The organism is Pseudomonas sp. GD03875 (genome assembly GCF_029840585.1).
In the GTDB taxonomy this organism is placed as follows: domain Bacteria; phylum Pseudomonadota; class Gammaproteobacteria; order Pseudomonadales; family Pseudomonadaceae; genus Aquipseudomonas; species Aquipseudomonas paralcaligenes.
Map to the genome: position 1 here is coordinate 26,535 of NZ_JAOCCV010000029.1, position 20,455 is coordinate 46,989.

Annotated in this window: 21 protein-coding genes; 17 read left to right on the forward strand and 4 right to left on the reverse strand. The window is 62.7% G+C overall.

The window, feature by feature from the left end; translation table 11 throughout:
- The first annotated feature begins 2 nt into the window (after window positions 1–2).
- Both rhtB and N5D30_RS20555 read left to right on the forward strand, forming a co-directional pair.
- On the forward strand, window positions 3–635 hold the full coding sequence (rhtB, locus tag N5D30_RS20550; RefSeq protein ID WP_279910480.1) for a homoserine/homoserine lactone efflux protein: 633 nt from the start codon (window positions 3–5) through the stop codon (window positions 633–635).
- Between the two features lies 1 nt (window position 636).
- Complete coding sequence (locus N5D30_RS20555; RefSeq protein ID WP_279902894.1) at window positions 637–1,086, forward strand: YaiI/YqxD family protein; 450 nt, start codon at window positions 637–639, stop codon at window positions 1,084–1,086.
- A 128-nt stretch (window positions 1,087–1,214) separates the two neighbouring features.
- On the opposite strand, the gene rnk is transcribed toward N5D30_RS20555, so the two are convergent.
- From rnk to N5D30_RS20575, 4 genes are all read right to left on the reverse strand, one after another.
- The gene (gene rnk / locus N5D30_RS20560) at window positions 1,215–1,622 is read right to left on the reverse strand and encodes a nucleoside diphosphate kinase regulator (RefSeq protein ID WP_220812502.1); all 408 of its coding nucleotides are present in this window, start codon (window positions 1,620–1,622) and stop codon (window positions 1,215–1,217) included.
- Between the two features lie 126 nt (window positions 1,623–1,748).
- Window positions 1,749–1,952: a DUF1289 domain-containing protein gene (locus N5D30_RS20565; protein ID WP_279910481.1), complete on the reverse strand. Its 204-nt coding sequence runs from the start codon at window positions 1,950–1,952 to the stop codon at window positions 1,749–1,751.
- Window positions 1,924–2,256 carry an iron donor protein CyaY gene (gene cyaY, locus N5D30_RS20570; RefSeq protein WP_220812504.1) on the reverse strand — a complete coding sequence of 111 codons (333 nt, stop codon included), beginning with the start codon at window positions 2,254–2,256 and terminating at the stop codon, window positions 1,924–1,926. The genes N5D30_RS20565 and cyaY overlap by 29 nt, the downstream gene beginning before the upstream one ends.
- A 10-nt stretch (window positions 2,257–2,266) precedes the next feature.
- Window positions 2,267–3,319 carry an AraC family transcriptional regulator gene (locus N5D30_RS20575; RefSeq protein WP_279910482.1) on the reverse strand — a complete coding sequence of 351 codons (1,053 nt, stop codon included), beginning with the start codon at window positions 3,317–3,319 and terminating at the stop codon, window positions 2,267–2,269.
- Between the two features lie 162 nt (window positions 3,320–3,481).
- On the opposite strand from N5D30_RS20575, the gene N5D30_RS20580 reads away from it, so the two are divergent.
- From N5D30_RS20580 to N5D30_RS20650, 15 genes are all read left to right on the forward strand, one after another.
- Window positions 3,482–3,619 (forward strand): lipoprotein, encoded by a 138-nt coding sequence (locus N5D30_RS20580; RefSeq protein WP_220812506.1) that lies wholly within the window; start codon window positions 3,482–3,484, stop codon window positions 3,617–3,619.
- Between the two features lie 9 nt (window positions 3,620–3,628).
- Window positions 3,629–4,876 carry a diaminopimelate decarboxylase gene (gene lysA / locus N5D30_RS20585; RefSeq protein WP_279910483.1) on the forward strand — a complete coding sequence of 416 codons (1,248 nt, stop codon included), beginning with the start codon at window positions 3,629–3,631 and terminating at the stop codon, window positions 4,874–4,876.
- A 10-nt stretch (window positions 4,877–4,886) separates the two neighbouring features.
- On the forward strand, window positions 4,887–5,717 hold the full coding sequence (dapF, locus tag N5D30_RS20590; RefSeq protein ID WP_279910484.1) for a diaminopimelate epimerase: 831 nt from the start codon (window positions 4,887–4,889) through the stop codon (window positions 5,715–5,717).
- Window positions 5,714–6,406, forward strand: a complete 693-nt coding sequence (locus N5D30_RS20595; RefSeq protein ID WP_279910485.1) for a DUF484 family protein — start codon at window positions 5,714–5,716, stop codon at window positions 6,404–6,406. Before dapF ends, N5D30_RS20595 begins: the two co-directional genes overlap by 4 nt.
- A 62-nt stretch (window positions 6,407–6,468) precedes the next feature.
- Window positions 6,469–7,371 (forward strand): tyrosine recombinase XerC, encoded by a 903-nt coding sequence (gene xerC, locus N5D30_RS20600; RefSeq protein WP_279910486.1) that lies wholly within the window; start codon window positions 6,469–6,471, stop codon window positions 7,369–7,371.
- Window positions 7,368–8,060 carry an HAD family hydrolase gene (locus N5D30_RS20605; protein ID WP_279910487.1) on the forward strand — a complete coding sequence of 231 codons (693 nt, stop codon included), beginning with the start codon at window positions 7,368–7,370 and terminating at the stop codon, window positions 8,058–8,060. The genes xerC and N5D30_RS20605 overlap by 4 nt, the downstream gene beginning before the upstream one ends.
- A gap of 297 nt (window positions 8,061–8,357) precedes the next feature.
- Entirely contained in the window at window positions 8,358–9,671 is a 1,314-nt protein-coding gene (wbpA, locus tag N5D30_RS20610) for a UDP-N-acetyl-D-glucosamine 6-dehydrogenase (protein WP_279910488.1), read from the forward strand.
- A gap of 57 nt (window positions 9,672–9,728) precedes the next feature.
- Window positions 9,729–10,679: a Gfo/Idh/MocA family oxidoreductase gene (locus N5D30_RS20615; RefSeq protein ID WP_279910489.1), complete on the forward strand. Its 951-nt coding sequence runs from the start codon at window positions 9,729–9,731 to the stop codon at window positions 10,677–10,679.
- A 3-nt stretch (window positions 10,680–10,682) separates the two neighbouring features.
- The gene (gene wbpD / locus N5D30_RS20620; RefSeq protein ID WP_220812514.1) at window positions 10,683–11,267 is read left to right on the forward strand and encodes a UDP-2-acetamido-3-amino-2,3-dideoxy-D-glucuronate N-acetyltransferase; all 585 of its coding nucleotides are present in this window, start codon (window positions 10,683–10,685) and stop codon (window positions 11,265–11,267) included.
- Window positions 11,264–12,352 (forward strand): DegT/DnrJ/EryC1/StrS family aminotransferase, encoded by a 1,089-nt coding sequence (locus N5D30_RS20625; RefSeq protein ID WP_279910490.1) that lies wholly within the window; start codon window positions 11,264–11,266, stop codon window positions 12,350–12,352. The genes wbpD and N5D30_RS20625 overlap by 4 nt, the downstream gene beginning before the upstream one ends.
- Complete coding sequence (gene wecB / locus N5D30_RS20630; protein WP_279910491.1) at window positions 12,349–13,428, forward strand: UDP-N-acetylglucosamine 2-epimerase (non-hydrolyzing); 1,080 nt, start codon at window positions 12,349–12,351, stop codon at window positions 13,426–13,428. Before N5D30_RS20625 ends, wecB begins: the two co-directional genes overlap by 4 nt.
- 1 nt (window position 13,429) lies before the next feature.
- Complete coding sequence (locus N5D30_RS20635; protein WP_279910492.1) at window positions 13,430–14,212, forward strand: ABC transporter permease; 783 nt, start codon at window positions 13,430–13,432, stop codon at window positions 14,210–14,212.
- Entirely contained in the window at window positions 14,205–15,992 is a 1,788-nt protein-coding gene (locus N5D30_RS20640) for an ABC transporter ATP-binding protein (protein WP_279910493.1), read from the forward strand. The genes N5D30_RS20635 and N5D30_RS20640 overlap by 8 nt, the downstream gene beginning before the upstream one ends.
- Window positions 15,989–19,381 (forward strand): glycosyltransferase, encoded by a 3,393-nt coding sequence (locus N5D30_RS20645; protein WP_279910494.1) that lies wholly within the window; start codon window positions 15,989–15,991, stop codon window positions 19,379–19,381. The genes N5D30_RS20640 and N5D30_RS20645 overlap by 4 nt, the downstream gene beginning before the upstream one ends.
- Window positions 19,381–20,448, forward strand: a complete 1,068-nt coding sequence (locus N5D30_RS20650) for an acyltransferase family protein (protein WP_279910495.1) — start codon at window positions 19,381–19,383, stop codon at window positions 20,446–20,448. Before N5D30_RS20645 ends, N5D30_RS20650 begins: the two co-directional genes overlap by 1 nt.
- The last annotated feature ends 7 nt before the right edge of the window (window positions 20,449–20,455 follow it).

The following is a 20,455-nucleotide window of genomic DNA, read 5'->3' on the forward strand; positions in this document are numbered from 1 at the left end:
CCATGGCACTCGAGACCTGGCTCGCTTTCTTCGTCGCCTGCTGGGTGATCAGCCTGTCACCCGGCGCCGGCGCCATCGCCTCCATGTCCAGCGGTCTGCAGTACGGCTTCTGGCGCGGCTACTGGAACGCCCTCGGCCTGCAGATCGGCCTGGCCCTGCAGATCGCCATCGTCGCCGCCGGCGTCGGCGCCATTCTCTCGGCCTCGGCCACCGCCTTCACGGCGATCAAGTGGTTCGGCGTGGCCTACCTGGTGTGGCTGGCGATCAAGCAGTGGCAGGCGCTGCCCGGCGACCTCGACGCCGGCTCCGGCGTGCGCCCCCTCGGCCGTCCGCTGACCCTGGTGCTGCGCGGCTTCCTGGTGAACGCCAGCAATCCCAAGGCCATCGTCTTCATGCTCGCGGTGCTGCCGCAGTTCATAGACCCGCACCAGCCGCTGCTGATGCAGTACCTGATCATGGGCGCGACCATGATCGTCGTCGACCTGATCGTCATGGCCGGCTACACCGGCCTGGCCGCCCGCGTGCTGCGCGCCCTGCGCACGCCGCGCCAGCAGCGCCTGATGAACCGTACCTTCGCCGGCCTGTTCGTCGGCGCCGCCGCGCTGCTCGCCACAGTGCGCCGCGCGACGGTCTGACATGCGCGTGTGGATCGACGCGGACGCCTGTCCGCGCCTGGCCCGCGACCAGGTGGTGAAGTTCGCCCTCAAGCGCGGTTTCGAAGTGGTGCTGGTGGCCGGCCAGCCGGTAGCCCGGCCGAACTTCGCTTGCGTCAAGCTGGTGGTGGTGCCGAGCGGCCCGGACGCCGCCGACGATCACCTGGTGGAGCAGGCCGAGCCCGGCGAACTGGTGATCTGCAGCGACGTGCCGCTGGCCGACCGGCTGGTGAAGAAGGGCGTCGCCGCGCTCGACCCGCGCGGCCGGGAGTTCGACGAGCGCAACATGGGTGAGCGCCTGGCCGTGCGCAACCTGTTCACCGACCTGCGCGACCAGGGCCAGATGGGCGGCGGCCAGGCCGCCTATTCGGACAAGGATCGCCAGGCCTTCGCCAACGCCCTCGACCGCATCCTCACCCGGCTGGCCAGGTAGCGAGCGCGCTCAGAGCCCGTTCAAAGGCTCGCGAGCTGGAGGCCTGCAAGGCCAAGACAAGCGGTGAAGGACATCCCGGGATTGCCTTCAACGCGGCAGGCACGCCGCGCAGCGGACTTGAGCAGGTCTCAGCGCTGGTACTCGCCAGCCGCCTCCGGCTGGTACTCGACGGCCAGCAGCGTGAGCTTCAGCGATTTGCCGCCCGGCCCCGGCCAGTCGATCTGCTGGCCGACCGACAGTCCCAGCAGAGCGCTGCCCACCGGCGCCAGGATCGACACCCGGCCTTCGCCGCCGGCGTCCTCGGGGAACACCAGGGTCAGGTGCCAGTCCTTGCCGCTGCCTTCTTCACGGCAATGCACGCGCGAATTCATCGTCACCACCCCGGCCGGCACCTCGTCACGCCCCACCACCTGGGCGCGCGCTAGTTCCTTTTCCAGCGCCTCGGCGCCGGGGCCGTACTCCTCCAGGCTGTCGAGCAGGCGCTCCAGGCGCTGCAGGTCGAGGCGGGTGATGATGATCGCGGGTGTACTGCTCATGACGTAGGTCTTCCTCCCTGGGCCAGATCCAGATAAAGCAAAACCCCGCCCGAAGGCGGGGTTTTGGTCGGTTAGTCAGCTTTGGTTGAAGCTACCACAAGCCGGCCAAGAAGCAAGGCCACCCGATCAGGCGGGATCTGCCGGAGCCTCCAGGCGCCGACGCGCGTCGTCGCGAATCCGCCGGCGGCGGTCGTTGCCGGCCTGGCCCCATTCGAGTATCTCGGCCAGGGTGCGGCCACAGCCCAGGCACACGTCCCGGTCGTCCAGGCAGCACTGGCGGCGGCAGGGCGAGTCGACGGCGTCAGAGCTCGTCGAAGTCGAGTTCTTCACCGGCCTGCTCGCGGGTCACCCGGGCGAGCAGCTCGCCCAGCGGCTCGTCGCTGGTGTCGCAGATCCACAGGCCCTGGTCCTCGTCGTAGTCGAAGTGGAAACCACCGGAACGCGCCGCCACCCACAGCTGGCGCAGCGGCTCCTGGCGACTGAGGATCACCTGGGTGCCGTTCTCGAAGCGCACGGTCAGCACGCCGGCGGAATTTTCCAGGTCGAGGTCCAGGTCGCTGTCGTCGAAAATGTCCTCCACGGCCTGCTGGGCGGCATCGACCAGGTCATGGAAACGGGCTTCGCTCAAACTCATGGCAACGTCCTCAGGGATGGGGTGCGGAATCTAGCAGACTTTGCCGGTAGGCGCCGGGGCTCTGCCCGGTCCAGCGGCGGAAGGCGCGGGCCAGCGAGCCGGATTCGCTGAAGCCGACCAGGAAGGCGATCTCTGCCAGCTCCAGCGCCGGGTCGCGCAGGTAATGCAGCACCAGCTGGTGGCGGGTCTCGTCGAGCAGCCCGCTGAACGACAGGCCGGCCTCGCGCAGGCGCCGCTGCAGGGTGCGCGCGCTGAGGTCGAGGCTCTGCGCCAGGCGCTCCAGGTCGGCACCCTGCTCCGGCAACTGGCGCGCCAGTTCGCGGCGGGCGCGGTCGAGCACGCTGTGGCCTTGGTCGAGCTGGCCGAGCAGACGGTCGGCGTGGGCGTCGAGCAACCGGCGCAGCTGGGCGTCGGCCTGGGCCAGCGGCGCGGACAGCAGGCGCCGGGGGAACACCAGGGCGTTGTCGGCCTGGCCGAACAGCACCGGGCAGCCGAAGATGCGCCGGTGCTCGGAAGTATCGGCGGGCGCCGGATGCTGGAAGCGCACCTCGGTCGGCGGGATCTGCAGCCCGGTGATCCAGCGGCCGAAGGTCAGCCAGCCGGCCAGTGTCTCCTCGCTGTGCTGGCGCTGCTGCTCGCGCACCAGCGGCTGCCAGCTGTGCGCCACCTGCGCTTCGAGGCCCTCGCGGAGCGGTTCGTCGGCCAGGTCGACCCGGCCGAGGTTGCCCACCAGGGTGGCGTAGCGGGCCTGGCGGTGCAGGGCGTCGGCCAGGGTCGCGCAGCTCATGATCAGGTAGCCGAGCACGCCGTAGTAGCCGGGACGCATGGCCTCGCCCAGGTGCAGGCCGAGGTGCTGGTCGCCGGTCAGCCGCACGCCTTCGGCGAGCAGCTCCAGGTAGGCGCTGACGGCGATGCGCTGGTCGCGCTGGGCGAGGATGGCCGGGCTCAGGTGCACCCGGGCCAGCAGCGGATCGCTGGCGAAGCCCTGGCGGGCGAGATGATCCAGCAGGCCCTGCAGGTAGGCGACCGAAACCGAGCTGGCGAGTGTGGCGGGGGCGTCCATCGGGGCTCCGTTTTTTCGTCCATGCTAGCCGCAAAAACACCGCCGCGGGCAAGCCGGAGACGCCAGGGCGACCGTCCTGGCGGGCCCGCCGGGCGCGCATAGGCAAGCCGGCGGGGGGTCGGTATACTCCGGCTCATTCTCGATTTCGCAAAGGACTCCACCATGAAGCGCCTGTTGCTGCCCTTCATCGCGCTCGCCGTGCTCGCCTCCGCCCTCGCCGGCTGTGGCCAGAAAGGCCCGCTGTACCTGCCCGACGACGACAAGACCGTCAAAGAACGCGACAAAGACGTCTTCCTCTAAGGGGGTTCCATGCAAGCCTTTACCAGCCGCGACGGGCAACTGTTCGCGGAGGGCGTGGCCCTGTCCGCCATCGCCGAACGCTTCGGCACGCCCACCTACGTCTATTCCCGCGCCCACATCGAGGCCCAGTACCGGGCCTACGCCGATGCCCTTTCCGGCATGCCGCACCTGGTCTGCTTCGCGGTCAAGGCCAACTCGAATCTGGGTGTGCTGAACGTGCTGGCGCGCCTGGGCGCCGGCTTCGACATCGTTTCCCGCGGCGAGCTGGAGCGCGTGCTGGCCGCCGGCGGCGATGCCGCGAAGATCGTGTTCTCCGGCGTCGGCAAGACCCGCGACGACATGCGCCGCGCCCTGGAAGTCGGCGTGCACTGCTTCAACGTCGAGTCGGTGGACGAACTGGAGCGCCTGCAGCAGGTCGCCGCGCAAGCCGGCAAGACCGCCCGCATCTCGCTGCGGGTCAACCCGGACGTGGACGCCGGCACCCACCCCTACATCTCCACCGGCCTGAAGGAGAACAAGTTCGGCATCGACATCGAGCAGGCGCCCGAGGTGTATGCCCGCGCCGCCGCGCTGCCGAACCTGGAAGTCGTCGGCGTGGACTGCCACATCGGCTCCCAGCTGACCAGCCTGCCGCCCTTCCTCGACGCCCTCGAACGCCTGCTGCTGCTGGTCGACCAGTTGGCCGAGCAAGGTATCCGGATCAAGCACCTGGACCTCGGCGGCGGCCTCGGCGTGCAGTACCGCGACGAGCAGCCGCCGCTGGCCGGCGACTACATCGCCGCCGTGCGCGAGCGCCTGAAGGGCCGCGACCTGGCCCTGGTGTTCGAGCCGGGCCGCTCCATCGTCGCCAACGCCGGCGTGCTGCTGACCCGCGTGGAATACCTCAAGCACACCGCGCACAAGGACTTCGCCATCATCGATGCGGCCATGAACGACCTGATCCGCCCGGCCCTGTACCAGGCGTGGATGGACGTCACCCCGGTGCAGCCGCGCCAGGGCGAGGCGCGCGCCTACGACCTGGTCGGGCCGATCTGCGAGACCGGCGACTTCCTGGCCAAGGGCCGCGAGCTGGTGCTGGTCGAGGGCGACCTGCTGGCCGTGCGCTCGGCCGGCGCCTACGGCTTCGTCATGAGTTCCAACTACAACACCCGCGGCCGCGCCGCCGAGGTGCTGGTGGATGGCGAGCAGGCCTTCGAGGTGCGCCGCCGCGAGACCCTCGAGGAACTCTACGCCGGCGAAAGCCTGCTGCCGCAGTGAGGGCGCGATCATGCTATTGCGCTTCACCAAGATGCACGGCCTCGGCAACGACTTCATGGTCCTCGACCTGATCAGCCAGCACGCGCACATCCAGCCCAAGCACGCCAAGCAGTGGGGCGACCGCCACACCGGCGTCGGCTTCGACCAGTTGCTGCTGGTGGAGGCGCCGACCAGCCCGGACGTGGACTTCCGCTACCGCATCTTCAATTCCGACGGCTCGGAAGTGGAGCAGTGCGGCAACGGCGCGCGCTGCTTCGCCCGCTTCGTGGTGGACAAGCGCCTGACCGTGAAGAAGCAGGTCCGGGTCGAGACCAAGGGCGGCATCATCGAACTCAACCTGCGCCCGGACGGCCAGGTGACCGTGGACATGGGCCCGCCGCGCCTGGCACCGGCACAGATTCCGTTCCAGGCCGAGACCGAGGCGCTGAGCTACCCGGTCGAAGTGGATGGGCAGCACCATCAGCTGGCCGCCGTGTCCATGGGCAACCCGCACGCCGTGCTGCGCGTCGATAACGTCGACACGGCCCCCGTACACCAGTTGGGGCCGAAGCTGGAGCACCATCCGCGCTTCCCGCAGCGGGTCAACGTCGGCTTCCTGCAGATCGTCGACCGCAAGCAGGCGCGCCTGCGCGTGTGGGAACGCGGCGCCGGCGAGACCCGCGCCTGCGGCACCGGCGCCTGTGCCGCCGCCGTCGCCGCCATCCGCCAGGGCTGGATGGATTCGCCCGTGCAGCTGGAACTGCCGGGCGGCAAGCTCTCCATCGAGTGGGCAGGGCCGGGTGAGCCGGTTATGATGACCGGACCCGCCGTTCGCGTGTACGAAGGACAGGTTCGCCTATGAGTACGCAGGATCAGATTCCGCTGGATGCCGAGAGCGTCGCCGCCTACCTGCGGCAGCACCCGGAATTCTTCGTCGACCACGAGGAACTGATCCCCGAACTGCGCATTCCGCACCAGCCCGGCACCGCCGTGTCGCTGGTGGAGCGCCAGGTCAAGCTGCTGCGCGAGCGCAACATCGAGATGCGCCATCGCCTGTCGCAGCTGATGGACGTGGCCCGCGACAATGACCGCCTGTTCGACAAGACCCGCCGCCTGGTGCTCGACCTGCTCGACGCCGCCAGCCTGGAAGAGGTGATCGGCGCGGTGGAAGACAGCCTGCGCCATGAGTTCCAGGTGCCCTTCGCCAGCCTGATCCTGTTCAGCGACACGCCGCTGGGCGTCGGCCGCTCGGTCAGCTCGGCCGAAGCCCACCAGGCCATCGGCGGCCTGCTCGGCGGCGGCAAGACCACCTGCGGCGTGCTGCGCCCCAACGAACTGGCGTTCCTCTTCGGCGAGGCCGAGCATACCCAGGTCGGCTCGGCCGCCGTGGTCAGCCTCAGCCACCAGGGCCTGCACGGCGTGCTGGCCATTGGCAGCCCGGACCCGCAACACTACAAGAGCAGCCTCGGCACCCTGTTCCTCGGCTACATCGCCGAAGTGCTGGCCCGCGTGCTGCCACGCTTCGCCGCGCCATTGCGCTCGGTACGTTAGAAGCAGCTGCAAGCTTCACGCAGCAAGAGAACGGCCGGGCGCTTTTACTTGGAGCTTGAAGCTTGAAGCTTGCAGCCGACCTCGACGCCTTCCTCGAACACCTGCGCAGCGAGCGCCAGGTCTCGCCGCACACCCTCGACGGCTATCGCCGCGACCTGCTGAAAGTGCTCGCCCTGTGCGAGAAGAACGGCATCGCCGGCTGGGCCGACCTCGACACCCGCAGCCTGCGCAGCTTCGTCGCCCGCCTGCACGCCCAGGGCCAGTCCAGCCGCTCCCTGGCGCGCCTGCTCTCGGCAGTGCGCGGCTTCTATCAGTACCTCGGCCGCGAGGGCCTGTGCCGCCACGACCCGGCCGCCGGGCTGTCCGCGCCCAAGGGCGAGCGCCGCCTGCCCCGCGCGCTGGACGCCGACCGCGCGGCCCAGCTGCTCGACGGCGCGGTGGAAGACGACTTCATCGCCCGCCGCGACCAGGCCATGCTCGAACTCTTCTATTCCTCCGGCCTGCGCCTGTCCGAACTGGTCGACCTCGATCTCGATGGCCTCGATCTGCCCGCCGGCCTGGTGCGCGTGCGCGGCAAGGGCAACAAAGCCCGCGAGCTGCCGGTCGGGCGCAAGGCCCGCGAAGCCCTGGAGGCCTGGCTGCCATTGCGCGCCCTGAGCAACCCGCAGGACGGCGCCGTGTTCGTCGGCCGCCAGGGCCGGCGCCTGACCCCGCGCGCCATCCAGCTGCGGGTGCGCGAGGCCGGCGTGCGCGAGCTGGGCCAGCACCTGCACCCGCACATGCTCAGGCACTCCTTTGCCAGCCATATGCTGGAGTCCAGCCAGGACCTGCGCGCCGTGCAGGAACTGCTCGGCCACGCCGACATCGCCACCACCCAGATCTACACCCACCTGGACTTCCAGCACCTGGCCAAGGTCTATGACGGCGCCCACCCGCGCGCCAAGCGCAAGAGCGAAACCTCATGAGCATCCGCCTGATCACCTTCGACCTCGACGACACCCTGTGGGACGTGGCCCCGGTGATGCACAGCGCCGAGGCCGCGCTGCGCGACTGGCTGGCCGCCGAGGCGCCGCGCCTCGGCCCGGTGCCGATCGAACACCTGTGGGCGATCCGCGCCCGCCTGATGGAGGTCGACCCCGGCCTCAGGCACCGCCTCAGCGAACTGCGCCGACGCATCCTGCTGCATGCCCTGCTCGATGCGGGCTACCCACAGGGCGAGGCCGATGATCTGGCCGAACTGGGCTTCCAGGTGTTCCTCGCCGCGCGCCACCAGGTCCAGCTGTACCCCGAGGTACACCCGACCCTCGAACGCCTGGCCATGCGCTACACCCTCGGGGTGATCACCAACGGCAACGCCGACGTGCGCCGCCTGGGCCTGGCCGACTACTTCCGCTTCGCCCTGTGCGCCGAGGAGTTGGGGATCGGCAAGCCCGATCCGCATCCGTTCCGGACCGCGCTGAAACACGCCGGAGTCGAGGCAGGACAGGCCGTGCACATCGGCGATCACCCCGGCGACGACATCGCTGGCGCCAAGGCCGCCGGCATGCATGCCATCTGGTTCAACCCGAACGGCCGGACCTGGGAAGGTGACGAGACGCCGGACAGGGAAATCCGCAGCCTCGGCGAGCTCCCGGCACTGCTGCATGAGTGGTAGGTCAGGAGCACCCGTCACGGAAATTGACGTCAGAATATCGGCTGAAATTCACATTTCCGGGCAATGCCCATACAATCGCCCGCCACCATAACAAGACATTTCAGCGAGGCTCCCGGGTGCTAGACCGCCTAAAGAATCTCGCTCCGCTTTCGTAGCACTTGCCTCCACTTTCGGGAAAGCCGACGAAGAACCCTGGCGCGACACCCTGAATCGCTCCGAATATCTGTCTCGTCACAAGCTCCCTGTCATCGCTACCTATCCCTCGTTGAGCCATGAGCGCCGTATTTGGAGTAATGGATGTCTGAAAGGCCCCAAGCGACAGTTGCCAGATTCAAAAGCAAGGAAGCCATCATCGGAATCGTGGGCCTGGGATACGTCGGCCTGCCGCTGATGCTGCGCTATAACGCCATAGGATTCCGCGTTCTCGGCATCGATATCGACACGGCCAAGGTCGACCGGCTCAATGCCGGCCAGAGCTACATTGAGCACATCGCCTGCGAGCATATCGCCCAGGCTCGTGCATCGGGTTTCGAAGCGACCACCGAGTTCTCCCGCGCCACCGAATGCGACGCCCTGATCCTCTGCGTGCCCACGCCGCTGAACAAGTATCGCGAGCCGGACATGAGCTTCGTGATCAACACCACCGATGCGATCAAACCCTACCTGCGCCCGGGGCAGATAGTGTCGCTGGAAAGCACGACGTATCCAGGGACCACCGAGGAAGAACTGCTGCCCCGCGTACAGGAAGGCGGCCTGAAGGTGGGCGAAGACCTCTTCCTGGTCTACTCGCCGGAGCGCGAAGACCCGGGCAATCCGGACTTCGAGACGCGCACCATCCCCAAAGTGATCGGTGGACACACGCCGGATTGCCTGCAGGTCGGCATCGCGCTCTACGAGCAGGCCATCGACAAGGTGGTGCCGGTCAGCTCGACCAAGGCGGCGGAAATGACCAAGCTGCTGGAGAACATCCACCGCGCGGTGAACATCGGCCTGGTCAACGAAATGAAGGTGGTGGCCGACCGCATGGGCATCGATATCTTCGAGGTGGTCGATGCCGCCGCGACCAAGCCGTTCGGCTTCACGCCCTACTACCCCGGCCCCGGCCTGGGTGGCCACTGCATTCCCATCGACCCGTTCTACCTGACCTGGAAGGCACGGGAGTACGGCCTGCATACCCGCTTCATCGAGCTGTCCGGCGAAGTGAACAAGGCCATGCCCGAATACGTGCTGGGCAAGCTGATGGATGGCCTGAACGACCAGGGGCGCGCGCTCAAGGGCAGTCGCGTGCTGGTGCTGGGCATCGCCTACAAGAAGAACGTAGACGACATGCGCGAGTCGCCTTCGGTGGAGATCATGGAATTGATCGAGGCCAAGGGCGGCATCGTGGCCTATAGCGATCCGCACGTTCCGGTGTTCCCGAAGATGCGCGAGCATCACTTCGAGCTGTCCAGCGAAGCGCTGACCGCCGAGAACCTGGCATCCTTCGATGCGGTCGTGCTGGCTACCGATCACGACCGCTTCGACTATGAGCTGATCCGCAGCCATGCCCGTCTGATCGTCGACAGCCGCGGCAAGTACCGGGCGCCGGCGGACAACGTCATCAAGGCCTGACCATCGGGGGCCGGTGGAACGCCGGCCTTTCCATCACCGACTCACGGGATTCGCTTCATGAAACGCTTCGCTCTCATCGGCGCTGCCGGCTATATCGCGCCACGCCACATGCGCGCCATCAAGGACACCGGCAACGAGCTGGCCTGCGCCTACGACATCAACGATTCGGTCGGCATCATCGACAGCCTCTCGCCCCAGAGCGAGTTCTTCACCGAGTTCGAGCGCTTCTACGACTATGCCTGGCGCCAGAAACGCGATCCGGCCACCGCGCTGGACATCGTGTCGGTATGTTCGCCCAACTACCTGCACCATCCGCACATCACCGCCGGCCTGCGCCTGGGTTGCGACGTGATCTGCGAGAAGCCGCTGGTACCCAGTGCCGCCATGCTCGACGACCTGGCTCTGGTCGAGCGTGAAACCGGCAAGCGCCTCTACAACATCCTGCAACTGCGCCATCACCAGGCAATCATCGACCTCAAGCAGAAGGTCGAGGCGGGTGGCCAAGCGCACAAGCACGAAGTCGAGCTGACCTACATCACCAGTCGCGGCAAGTGGTACATGGAGAGCTGGAAGGGCGACCCGCGCAAATCCTTCGGCGTCGCTACCAACATCGGCGTGCATTTCTACGACATGCTGCACTTCATCTTCGGCAAGCTGCAGCGCAACGTGGTGCACTTCGCCAACGAGTTCAAGGCGGCGGGCTACCTGGAGTACGAGAAAGCCCGGGTGCGCTGGTTCCTCTCCATCGACGCAGGCGATCTGCCTGATTCGGTGAAGGGCAAGAAGCCGACCTATCGCTCGATCACCTGCGACGGCAGCGAGATCGAGTTCTCCGAAGGCTTCACCGACCTGCACACGGTCAGCTACCAGGCCATCCTCGACGGCCAGGGCTACGGCATCGAGGACGCCCGCCACTGCGTGGAAACCGTCGAGACCATCCGCACCCTGGCGCCCAGTCGCCCGCAGGACGGCGAAGATCACCCGTTCCTCGCGCGCCTGCTGGGCTGAGCCATGAGCCATTACCAGCACCCCAGCGCCATCGTCGACGACGGCGCGCAGATCGGCGAAGGCTCGCGCGTCTGGCATTTCGTGCATGTCTGCGGCGGCGCCCGCATCGGCAGGGGCGTGTCGCTCGGGCAGAACGTATTCGTCGGCAACAAGGTCGTCATCGGCGACCACTGCAAGATCCAGAACAACGTCTCGGTCTACGACAACGTCACGCTCGAAGAAGGCGTGTTCTGCGGGCCGAGCATGGTCTTCACCAATGTCTACAACCCACGCTCGCTGATCGAACGCAAGGACGAGTACCGCGACACCCTGGTGAAGAAAGGGGCGACCCTGGGCGCCAACTGCACCATCGTCTGCGGCGTGACCATCGGCGAGTTCGCCTTCGTTGGCGCTGGCGCGGTGATCAACAAGGACGTGTCGGCCTACGCCCTGATGGTTGGCGTGCCGGCGCGGCAGATCGGCTGGATGAGCGAGTTCGGCGAACAGCTCGAGCTGCCTCTGGAGGGTGAAGGTAGCGCACCATGCATCCACACCGGTGCCCGCTATGTGCTTAGGGGCAAGGCGTTGACCAAGGAGGAGGCGCAATGATCGAGTTCATCGACCTCAAGGCGCAGCAGGCGCTGATCAAGGAAAGGATCGACGCCGGTATCCAGCGTGTCCTGACCCATGGGCAGTACATCCTCGGCCCGGAAGTGAGCGAGCTGGAAGAAAGGCTCGCCGCCTTCGTCGGCGCCAGGTTCTGCATCAGCGTCGCCAATGGCACCGACGCGCTGCAGATCGCCCAGATGGCGCTGGGCATCGGCCCGGGCGACGAAGTCATCACCCCCGGCTTCACCTATATCGCCACCGCCGAGACCGTCGCCCTGCTGGGGGCGAAGCCGGTATACGTGGACATCGACCCGCGCACCTACAACCTCGATCCGCAACTGCTGGAAGCGGCCATAACCCCGCGAACCAAAGCGATCATCCCGGTTTCGTTGTATGGCCAGTGCGCCGACTTCGACGCCATCAATGCCATCGCTACCCGACATGGCATTCCGGTGATCGAGGACGCCGCGCAGAGCTTCGGCGCGACCTACAGGGGCAAGCGCTCCTGCAACCTGACCACCATCGCCTGCACCAGCTTCTTCCCGAGCAAGCCATTGGGCTGCTACGGCGATGGCGGCGCGATCTTCACCAACGACGAGGAGCTGGCCAGGGTCCTGCGCCAGATCGCCCGCCACGGCCAGGATCGCCGCTACCACCACATCCGCGTCGGCGTGAACAGCCGCCTGGACAGCCTGCAAGCGGCCATCCTGCTACCGAAGCTGGAGATTTTCCCGCGAGAACTGGAACTGCGGCAGGCAGTGGCCGGTCGTTATGCCCAGCTTCTCGAAGACGCCGGCATCGCGGCCCCCTTCGTCGAGCCTCACAACCAGAGCGCCTGGGCGCAGTATTCGGTGCAGGTGGAGGGTCGGGACCAGGTCCAGGAAAGGCTCAAGGCGGCCGGCGTTCCTACCGCGGTGCATTATCCGATTCCCCTGAACCGCCAGCCGGCGGTCCGGGACGACTTGGCCAGCCTGCCGTTCGGCGATGCCATCGCCGAGCGGGTGATGAGCCTGCCGATGCACCCGTACCTGGACGAGAGCGCCCAGCACCACGTCGTCAGCACCCTGAAAGGAAGCCTCGCATGAGCCGCAAGATCCTGACCATCGTCGGCGCCCGCCCGCAATTCATCAAGGCGGCGGCGGTATCGCGGGAGATTCTCCGGCACCCGGGCAAGGCCGTGGAGGTGATGGTTCACACCGGGCAGCACTACGACCCGAACATGTCCCAGGTGTTCTTCGACGAACTGGAGATTCCGGCCCCGCGCTACAACCTGGAAATCGCAGGCGGCAGCCACGGCGCGATGACGGGCCGCATGCTCGAAGGCATTGAGCGGATACTGCTGGACGAGCGGCCGGACTGGGTGCTGATCTACGGTGACACCAACTCCACCCTGGCCGGCGCGCTGGCGGCGGCCAAGCTACACATTCCCGTGGCGCACGTCGAAGCCGGGTTGCGCTCCTTCAACATGCGCATGCCGGAGGAAGTGAACCGCATCCTCGCCGACCGCGTCTCGACCCTGCTGCTGTGTCCCACGGCCATGGCCGTGGAGAACCTGGCCCGGGAAGGCGTCACCGAAGGCGTGCATAATGTGGGCGACGTGATGTACGACGTGGCGCTGCACTACCGCGAACGCGCCAGGACGGACAGCCGTATCCTCGCCACGCTGGGGCTGGCACCAGGCGGCTTCGCGCTGGCAACCTGCCACCGCGCCGAGAATACCGACGATCCGCAGCGCCTGACCGAAATCCTCTCCGCGCTGGCCGAGATCGGCCGCGAGCTGCCGGTGGTCCTGCCCTTGCATCCGCGCACCCGCAAGCTGATCGGCGACCACGGGCTGGAACGCCTGCTGGAGGCGCTGACCGTGGTGGAGCCGCTGTCGTTCCTCGATATGGTGGCACTCGAGCAGGCGGCACGGGTAATACTCACCGACTCGGGAGGTGTACAGAAAGAGGCATTCTTCTACCGCGTACCGTGCATCACGATGCGCAACGAGACCGAATGGCTAGAGACCGTTCAGCAGAACGCCAACCAGCTGGTCGGTGCAGACCGGAAGCGAATCCTGCAAGCAATGGACCGAATCAACGCGCTGTTCGAGCCGTCGAATGTCTATGGCGACGGCAAGGCATCGGCAAAGATCGTCGATTTCCTGAGAGCTCGCTGATATGGATTCGCTGTTGATTATCCTGCGCCACAGCAGAATTCTCTGGGCCACCACTCTCACCGATATCAGAGGGCGCTTCACAGGTACGATCTTCGGCGTGGCCTGGATGTTTCTCTACCCACTTTTGTTTCTGGGGCTGTACGCAGTTGTCTACACGATGATCTATCGCGTGCGGGTCGCCGAATACAGCACATTTGATTATGTCCTGCTGATTTTCTGCGGGCTTGTACCCTTCCTAGGATTCGCCGAGGCCTTGGGCAATGGTGTCGGTTCGGTGGTAGCCAATAAGGGGTTGGTGAAAAACACGCTGTTCCCAATTGATCTGATTCCGGTGAAAACGGTGCTAGCCAGCAGCGTGACGATGCTGGTCGGCCTGTTGTTGCTGCTATCGGTTCTCTGGGGCCGCGGCATCGTGCACACAACGCAATTGGCGCTTCCTCTGATATTGGCCCTGCAGATCATCTTCACCATCGGGCTGATCTGGCTGCTGTCGGCGATAAACGTATTCGCACCAGACCTCAACCAGATCGTCGCAGTGATCATTCTGTTCCTGATGTTGATCTCGCCAATCGCCTATACCCAGGAAATGATTCCCAAGGAACTATTGCCCTTCATGTATCCCAACCCGTTGTACTATCTGATCATGCTCTACCGCGACGCTGCCTATGTCGGCGTCCTGCGTTTGGATCTGCTCGGTATCTTCTCGGTGATCGCTACCGTTACTTTCCTGTTCGGCGGCTTTGTTTTCAAGCGACTCAAGCCACTGTTCGCCGACTATGTCTGAACCGATTATCGAATTGGCGTCCATCGCCAAAATGTACAGAACCTTCCATTCGCCACGTCATCGCATGCTTGAAGCGCTCGGACTACCAGTGTCGCGCTCGCGTTATGAAGAGTTCTGGGCAGTGCGCAATATGTCGCTGAGCATCGAGCCGGGCCAGCGTGTCGGACTGGTGGGGCGCAATGGTGCGGGAAAGAGCACGCTGCTCAAGCTGATCGCCGGGCTGATCAAGCCCACCTTGGGGTCGGTCAGGGTGCGTGGCAAGGTCCAAGCACTGATGGAATTGGGCACCGGTTTTCACCCCGAATTCAGTGGCCGCGACAATGTCCTTTCGTCCTTCGCCTACCAGGGAGTGACCGGCCTTAGGGCCCAGCAACTGCTGGACGATGTACTGGAATTCGCCGAACTGGAAGAGTTCATCGATAAGCCGGTGAAGACATACTCCTCCGGAATGTATTCCCGCCTGGCATTTGCCGCAGCGACCGCCGTACGCCCGGAAATCCTGATCATCGATGAGATACTGGGAGCAGGCGACGCCTACTTCGCCGGTAAATCGGCCAAGCGTATGCGCGCACTTACTGCGCAGGGCTCAACGGTTCTGTTCGTCTCCCATGACATGTCAGCGGTACAGATGATCTGTGACCGCGCCGTGTGGCTGGAGCGAGGACGCATTATCGCCGATGGAGACCCTATCGAGATCGGCAAGTCCTACGCCGCATCGATCCGTAAACAAGAAGAGCTGCGCCTGCGTGCCATCAATCTGAAACTCAGTCGGGGCGATGTCAGCGAGTTGCTTACCGACTCGGATATCGACAGGGTGTTCATCGTGCGCCTGATCAGCGCCAACGATACCGCGCCAACCCAGCCATTGAAGGTCTTCAGCGTTACCTTGGAGCACCATGGCCAAGTGATAGATAACGTGCTGGTGGGCAATGCCCTGGATGACGACCGCTCGCAGCGTGTACACCTGCTGACCGCCGCCAGCTACATGAACTGGAGTGCTTCACAGACCGATGCACAGGGCCGGACCTTTCGCGAATTCAAGGAGTGCGGTGGCAGCTACCGGCATGCACCGATCAGCATCAAGGTGCCACTGGGCCTGGGCGACATCTCCGAGTTTTCCATCAGTATCGAACATGGCGGCGCGGTGGACGGCGAAACGCTGTACTGCCAAGTATTCGATGGCATCGAATACATAACGCTGGGAACAATCCAGACCCGTTCGGCGCCGTTGGATCAGGCAATTTGTCAGCGGCTACCGCTCTCCATTAATCAGGGCCGTTCGATTCCGGAAGTACCAGTCCCATCCTCAGCACGCACCGACTTCGAATATGGCGAAGGTAGTGCTTGGCTGGAAAGTGTGGACTTCCTCGATGGGACAAGAGAATCACGACGCGTACTGTCGTTTGGAGAAACGCTCACGGTCAGAATTCAGTGGGGTGCCAAACTGGATGTCGCGAATATGGCATTCATTATCTGCATCTATGGCATGGACGGGCGCTGCATCTCCCAAGTAGTTTCCCCGTTTGTCAGCGCCTCTTCGCACCGTCGTCGCGGGTCTGTCGAGGCCCACTTTGCCCCTCTGATGATCGGCGCAGGCGATTACGTTGTTTCGGTTGGTATCTTCGATGGTATGACCGAAGCCGAAACGCACGGCGAACGCCCTCTGGACGTGCACGACCGCATGTACCGTATTCGCATTGTATCGCCGGCTGATGTCCGTATGGAGCGCGGACTCGTTGTGCATCATGTCGACTGGTCAGACAAGGACGCATTGGTGTGAATACACACACTGAGCGCAATTATTTCTCACAGCAGGGTTTGTGGAAACGTGCCCCGGTACGAGAGCAACTGGCCGTCGCAGACGATGTCATCGCGATGATACCGAAGGATGTTCAGAGCATTCTCGATGCAGGCTGCGGTAACGGGATCATCACCAATCTGTTGATGCCTCGATGGAGGGTTACCGGCTGCGACATCAGCGAATCAGCTCTGGCGCATGTTCAGGTGCCATGCTTGGTCGCCGACATGCGAGCACTGCCGTTCAAGGATCGAAGCTTCGATCTGGTGCTGTCCAGCGATGTGATCGAGCACTTACCGGACGGTATCTACACCGAGGCTCTGGGCGAGATCGCCAGAGTCTCCTCGCGCTACGTGCTGATCGCGGTTCCCTACCAAGAATTGCTGGAAAGTGCACAGGTGAACTGCCCACATTGCGGGAAGACCTATCATGCCCACTTGCACCAGCGTAACTACCGTCTAGATGACGTGCTGGCTCTGTTCGCACCTGCTTTCACCCCAGTTGCAGTGCAGCTGTCCGGGGAGCGCTGGGTCTATCAGGATCGCGATATCCTGGAGGCTGGACGCCGCTTGAGTGGCCTAGATTATCCGTTCGAGGATGCCATGTGCCCGGTTTGCGCCAGGCGCCGGGGAGCTCTGGCGTTATCCGAAAGCGCTCAGCAACTGCAACGCCGCTTTGAGGCACTGCAAGCCATGCTCTCCGCTCAAGGATTGCGACCGGTTCCGTCGCAGAGCGAAATACTGGTGCTGTTCGAGCGTGGTGCGGTAGCCGTCTCGCAGCTGCCGCACAAGCAGGAGCTACGCCAACAGCCGCCGATTACCAGCATTCAGCTCAGCGAGCTGCCAATCTACCAGGATCCAATAAACCATCCCGCCTCCGCTTATCTAGTCGGCGAGGCGCTGGATCATGCACTGCTGGTGCTGGCTCGGCGCCCGCGGCGTGTAACCCTGGAACGGGGTCGTATTGCATCACTCGAAATCTACGATCACGTGCGCGGCCACTATGTCACCTGCGCCTCAATCGATACCGCCGGATTCGACGTGCCGCCGCTACCACATGGGCCTCACGGCTGCATCCTGAGAATCTACCAGCCGGAGGATGATCCGGCCTTGCTCTTCGACTATCCGGCGAGTAACGAAGCGGATGTTGTCACCGAGTGCTTCGCTGACGATCCCACAGTTTCCGCACAGCTGTCTTCGCTCCTTGTCCTGGCTGAAACACTGGAATCCACCCGCGCACGGCTGGAGCTTGCGCTGCACGAGAAAGACGGCCTGCTGACTCAGCAGGCCAGCATGATCGAATCACTCAATCAACTGGCTAATGATATCGAGGCGCGACGTGCCGAACTCGAAGGGCGCCTCAATACGCTCAGCAAGATCAACAGCGAGCAAGCTGAATATATTCGGGCACTACAGGTTCGACTCCAGGCGCCCGATACAACCGAACTAGTTGCTGCAAAGAAAGCCCAAGCCGAGCAGGCGGAGCTGATCGAACGCCTGAGTGCCAGCCAAACGGAAATCAACCGTATCGCCAACGAACTGGAAGCTCGTCGAGCTCAACTCGAAAGCGAGCTCGTCCTACGTGATGAAATCGCTGCCAAACAGGCTACACAGATACAGACACTCACCGAGCAGCTGGAATCCCAAAACGAAGCTTGTCAGCACCTCGCCGCTGACCTTGAGAACACCAAAGCCATGGCGGCTCGCCTCGAGGCCACGTACGAACAGCAGAAGGCGTATCTGATTGCGCAGAATCAGGAGCTCAATGAGCAGCAGAGGCTCAATCAGAAGCTGTCACTGGACCTGGAGGAAAACCAGACCTTGGTGGCCACTCTGAAGCAGGCACAGGATCAGCAGGAGGAGAGCCTTTTGAATCTGCAAACCGATCTCAGTGCACAGCGAAACGACTATGAGCAGCTCATGTTGCACAATAGCCGGCTCGGTAAGGAACACAAATTACTACAGGAGCGTTATTCCGGTACGGAGCTGGAAAGAACGTCACTTCAGCAACAAGTCAGTTCGCTGGTCGAGGAGGTCGGCAAGGTGCGGCAATCAGCAGCCTCTTCGCTAAATGACGCCCAGCAATCTCTGGCCGAGCAAAAATTGCTGGTGGAGTCTATGCAATTGCTACTTGGCGAAACGACTTCCGAGACGAAAAAAACCTCTCAGCGGATTTTGGTGCTCTCACACATGTACCCGCGTGACTACCACCCTGCGGGAGGGATCTTCGTCCACGACCAAGTCAAGGCGTTGCGTGCCAGTGGCATTGATGCTCGCGTGGTTAGCGGTGAGCCATTCTGGATAAACACGACCAACCCGCGGATGATCTTGCGCGCTCTAAAGCACTATAAGGCCCAACGTGTTCAGACTTGGGAAGAATGGGATGGCGTGCCACTGCTTCGCTTCCCCTACGTAGTCAGCCAACTACTACCCTTCCAAGCTCATGCGACAACCTACAGCCACGGCCTGATTCAACAAGCCGACTGGATTGCCCAAGACTTCCCGTTCGACTTGATACACGCGCATACCGCCTACACCGACGGTAACGCCGGCCGTCATTTGGCAAAGAAACTCGGCCGTCCTCTAGTGATTACTGAGCACACAGGACCGTTTTCTACCCTTACACGCACCCCATATCTGCGGCGTATGACGCAGAAGGCATTGAATGCTGCTGATCTAGTCATCGCGGTAAGCGAGAAACTACTTGGCGACATCCGCAGTCAGGTCAACCTACGTAGCGACCTAGAGCAGCAGGTAGTAGCTAACCTAGTAGATACCGACCACTTCCTACCTGGCGAAAGCCGCGAAGATGACGGCTTTATCCGTATGACGTGGGTTGGCCACTTCGTTCCGGTCAAGCGTGTACCAGTTTTATTGGAAGCTTTTGCTCTCGCAGTGGCTCAGGTGCCGCAATTGCGGCTGCGGCTAGTTGGCAATGGCGAACAGGAAAGTCTGATCCGCGCCAGAATCGACGAGTTGGGACTGAGCCAATGGGTGGAGCTACCCGGTCTGGCCGACCGCGATCAATTGGTAAGGCACTACCGCGACTCGGATTTTCTAGTCATTTGCAGCGAAAGCGAAACCTTCGGTGTGGTCGCTATTGAGGCAATGAGCTGCGGCCTCCCGGTACTCACTACTCAGTGCGGCGGCCCCAAAGAAATTGTGTCCACCCCCAGCCTAGGGCTAGTCGTTGGAATGTCGGTCAATGAGTTGGCAGAAGGCATAATCATCATGGCTCGGCATAGTAAAGAGCTCAACCCGCAACTAATTCGCAAGGTAACCGAGCTGAGGTTTTCCAGCGAAAGCATTGCTCAGAAAATATCCTGCATATACTCAAGAATATTGAACAGAACACCAAGCAGATTATCTTGATGTCCACCATCAATAGATCATGGATTTTTATGACCTCGAAAGCCGCTAATGAGCCTGCCAAGGCACGGGATAGAAACTTAGATTTTGTTCGTGTACTGGCATGCTTGGCAGTTATCCTTCTGCACATTTCAGCCCGCCCAATATATATGCAGGATGAGCTTGGCTTCTGGGGATGGTTGCTGGGCAACTCCGTGAGTTCTTTGACTCACTGGTGTGTCCCGGTATTTGTAATGCTCAGTGCAGCCTTGCTTTTGGGCAAGAAAAATACGACATATGCGCACATACTAAGATATCGCGCCCCACGAATGCTTGCCGCTCTAGCGATTTCGATCTTAATCTATGCACTTTGGATTAAATATTTCCAAGGAAATTTTAATGCATCAGCATTTGCCTCCGACATAGTCAAGGGCGTACCGTATTATCACCTACATTTCTTTTACCTAATCATCGGTTTGTATCTGATCGCCCCCCCCTTATCCCAAGCCGTGCTCAGCATGGGAAGATCTGATCTTCGAAACGCTATTATTGCCATCAGCCTAATCACAATAACGAGCTTTGCTTGGAGCACATTTTCCGGAACCTACACCCCGAACGGCAGCACCTTTTCATGGCCATATATTTGCTATTTCCTGATTGGCTATTATCTTTACAGATATAAGCCCGACCTTCCCTATGGAAAGATTGTGTTTGCCGGGTACGCCGTTACTGTACTAGGAACCCAGGCACTAGCCTATGGAATGGGAAGTGACTATGCTTGGAAGCTTTATTTTTACAGCTACTTTAGTCCGACGGTTCTAGCGCTTGCCATTGGCGTATGGGGGCTAGGGCTTCGAGCAGCAGAACGTTTGAATTTTTCTTTTCTTAAAGCCCTCGCCCCACTCACTCTACTTGTGTATATCACCCACCCCATGTTTATGGAGCTGATGAGGTATATTTATGGAAAGATGTCTACCACACTCATGACCCCATTGATAGAGATTCCGATGACATTCTTCTTCGTGACACTCCTTTCGTTTCTCTCCGCTTATTTTCTGCGCAAAATTAATTTTATTCGGCGCATTTTTTGAGAGACCT